The 2,809-nt window shown below is 44.4% G+C and carries 1 pseudogene; it reads right to left on the minus strand.

Annotated features, from left to right (window positions below):
- Positions 1-2,809 (minus strand): annotated as a pseudogene (locus tag AFM12_RS19370) (hypothetical protein); the annotation flags it as partial.

Below are 2,809 nucleotides of genomic sequence, written 5' to 3' on the forward strand. Positions count from 1 at the left end.
TGTCACCGTCAGGCTATTACCTTCAACTCCTGTACTCCATTTCACAGTACCATTACAGTTCGTAGCTGTCAACGTCGCACTTGCTCCGTTACATAGCTCTGTTTTGTTTGTACTGATCACAGGGACTGTCGGTGCAGGAACCTTCTGAATTGTCACTGTATTCGATGAGCTGCTCGTTCCACAATCATTCGTACACGTCGCTGTGTAAGTCCCTGATTGATCAACCTGAATGCTCGCTCCGGTTGCTCCGGTACTCCAAGTAATCGTACCGTTACAACCCGTAGCTGTCAACGTTGCCTTCTCACCATCACAACATACCGTCCTGTCTGTGCTTATCGATGGAGAAGATGGTGGGTTGCCAGTGTTTATCGTAATCGTATTGCTGACTCCTGATGTACCACAACTGTTGCTACAAGTAGCAGTGTATGTTCCGGCTCCTACCTGGATTGTAGATCCAGTAGCTCCCGTGCTCCATGTTACTGTTCCTGTACAATTCGTTGCTGTAAGCGTCGCTTTCTCATCACCACATACCTGTGTCTTGTTAGACGCAATTGTAGGTGCATTTGGTGTGCTGCCGATTGTGATCGTGATACTGTTACTAACCGCTGAAGTCGCACAAACATTATAACATACCGCTGTGTATGTTCCGGATGTTGTCACCGTCAGGCTATTACCTTCAACTCCTGTACTCCATTTCACAGTACCATTACAATTCGTAGCTGTCAACGTCGCACTTGCTCCGTTACATAGCTCTGTTTTGTTTGTACTGATCACAGGGACTGTCGGTGCAGGAACCTTCTGAATTGTCACTGTATTCGATGAGCTACTTGTTCCGCAATCATTCGTACACGTTGCCGTGTAAGTCCCTGATTGATCTACCTGAATACTCGCTCCGGTTGCTCCGGTACTCCAGGTGATCGTACCGTTACAGCCCGTAGCTGTCAACGTTGCCTTCTCACCATCACAACATACTGTCCTGTCTGTGCTTATCGATGGAGAAGATGGTGGGTTGCCAGTGTTTATCGTAATCGTATTGCTGGTTCCTGATGTGCCACAACTGTTGCTACACGTCGCTGTGTATGTTCCGGCTCCTACCTGAATCGTTGTACCATTTATACCTGTGCTCCAAGTCACTGTACCTGAACAATTGCTAGCTGTCAACGTCGCTTTTTCATCACCACACACCTGCGTTTTATTAGAAACAATTGTAGGTGCTGTTGGCGTTGTACCAACTGTTATCGTCAATGTATTACTTACCGCTGAAGTTCCGCAAAGGTTATAACATACAGCAGTGTACGTTCCAGCAGTTGATACTGTTATGCTCGCTCCTTCTTCTCCCGTACTCCACTTCACAGTGCCATTACAGTTTGAAGCTGAAAGAACCGCTGTGGCTCCGTCACATAAGTTTGTCTGACTACATACAATCACTGGTGGTGTTGGAGGGTTACCTGAAGTAACTTCAACCTCATTTGATTTATCAGAGTTGCCACAGATTGTGTTACAGTGAGCCGTATAAATACCGGCAACCGTTACCTGAATTATATCACCGGTTTCTCCGTTGCTCCAAACCACCGTACCATTACAATTCGTTGCTTTAAGAACAGCGTAGTCATAGGTACATAGATCAGAGTTTTCAACTGAAATTACCGGTACTGTCGGAGTAAATCCGGTATATATTTCAATAGGTTGAGAAGCTTGACTTGTACCACATGCATTTGTACATGTTACTGTATAAGTTCCGGCCACGGAAACAACAATCTGAGATGTTGTTGCACCCGTACTCCAAAGTATATCCCCATTACACTGAGAAACAGTCAACGTTGCCTTTTCTCCGTCACAGCAAATCGTACGATCAGCTGAGATCACAGGTTTTGTCGGAACGTTACCTTTCTCTATGGTTATTGTATCTGAATTAACACTTGTACAACCGTTCACGGTACAAGTTGCATAGTATTCACCTTCCTGAGTCACATTAATTTGTGATCCGGTTTGATTTGTAGACCATGTCACAACTCCCGAACAGTTACTTGCCTTCAATATTACGTACCCGAGAGTACAAATGATTTCAGGACCATCGATAGCTATTTCAGGAGCAGGAGGATTAGGCAGAACTTTAATATCTGCGTATCCCTCAATTGAACAATTCTGATAATTCACAGTTAAGGTATAAATACCTGCATTAACCTGCTGAACATTTGGAATTTCCATAGTTCGACTATTAACTGAGAAGCCATTTGGACCACTCCAGTTATAAGTATAACCAGCTCCATAATTTGGACCTATCAACGTCAATGTTTCTCCTACACATACCTCATCCTCAATATCGTCAAACTCAGGAATAGAAGTAATCTTAACTTCAACCGATGCAGTAGCTGTACAACCCTTGGCATCTGAAATTGTAACCGTGTAAGTTCCGGCATTTGCTTCAACAGCATTGGTTATTGAAGGATTTTGCTCCAATGATGAGAAGCTATTCGGGCCAGTCCATGAATATGTAGTTCCTCCTGTTGCTGTAAGGTTGATTGTAGAACCTTTACAAACCGGAGAATTTACATTAGCATTACCCACTACAGGATCAGGCTGACCTACTGTCGCACTTACTGTAGCCGTACAACCTTTGGAGTCTGTTACTGTTACAGAATATGTACCAGCAGACAAGTTCTGTATTGTCTGACTTGTTGCTCCCGTACTCCAGGAATACGTGTAACCAGGGTTTCCACCTGAAGGTGTTACAGTGATGCTTCCATCGGACCCCGAATAACAAGTGACATCTACTGTAGAGTGATTCACTGTCAATAGTGGTGGCTCG

Source organism: Jiulongibacter sediminis (assembly GCF_001306455.1).
GTDB classification, from domain to species: Bacteria; Bacteroidota; Bacteroidia; order Cytophagales; family Spirosomataceae; genus Jiulongibacter; species Jiulongibacter sediminis.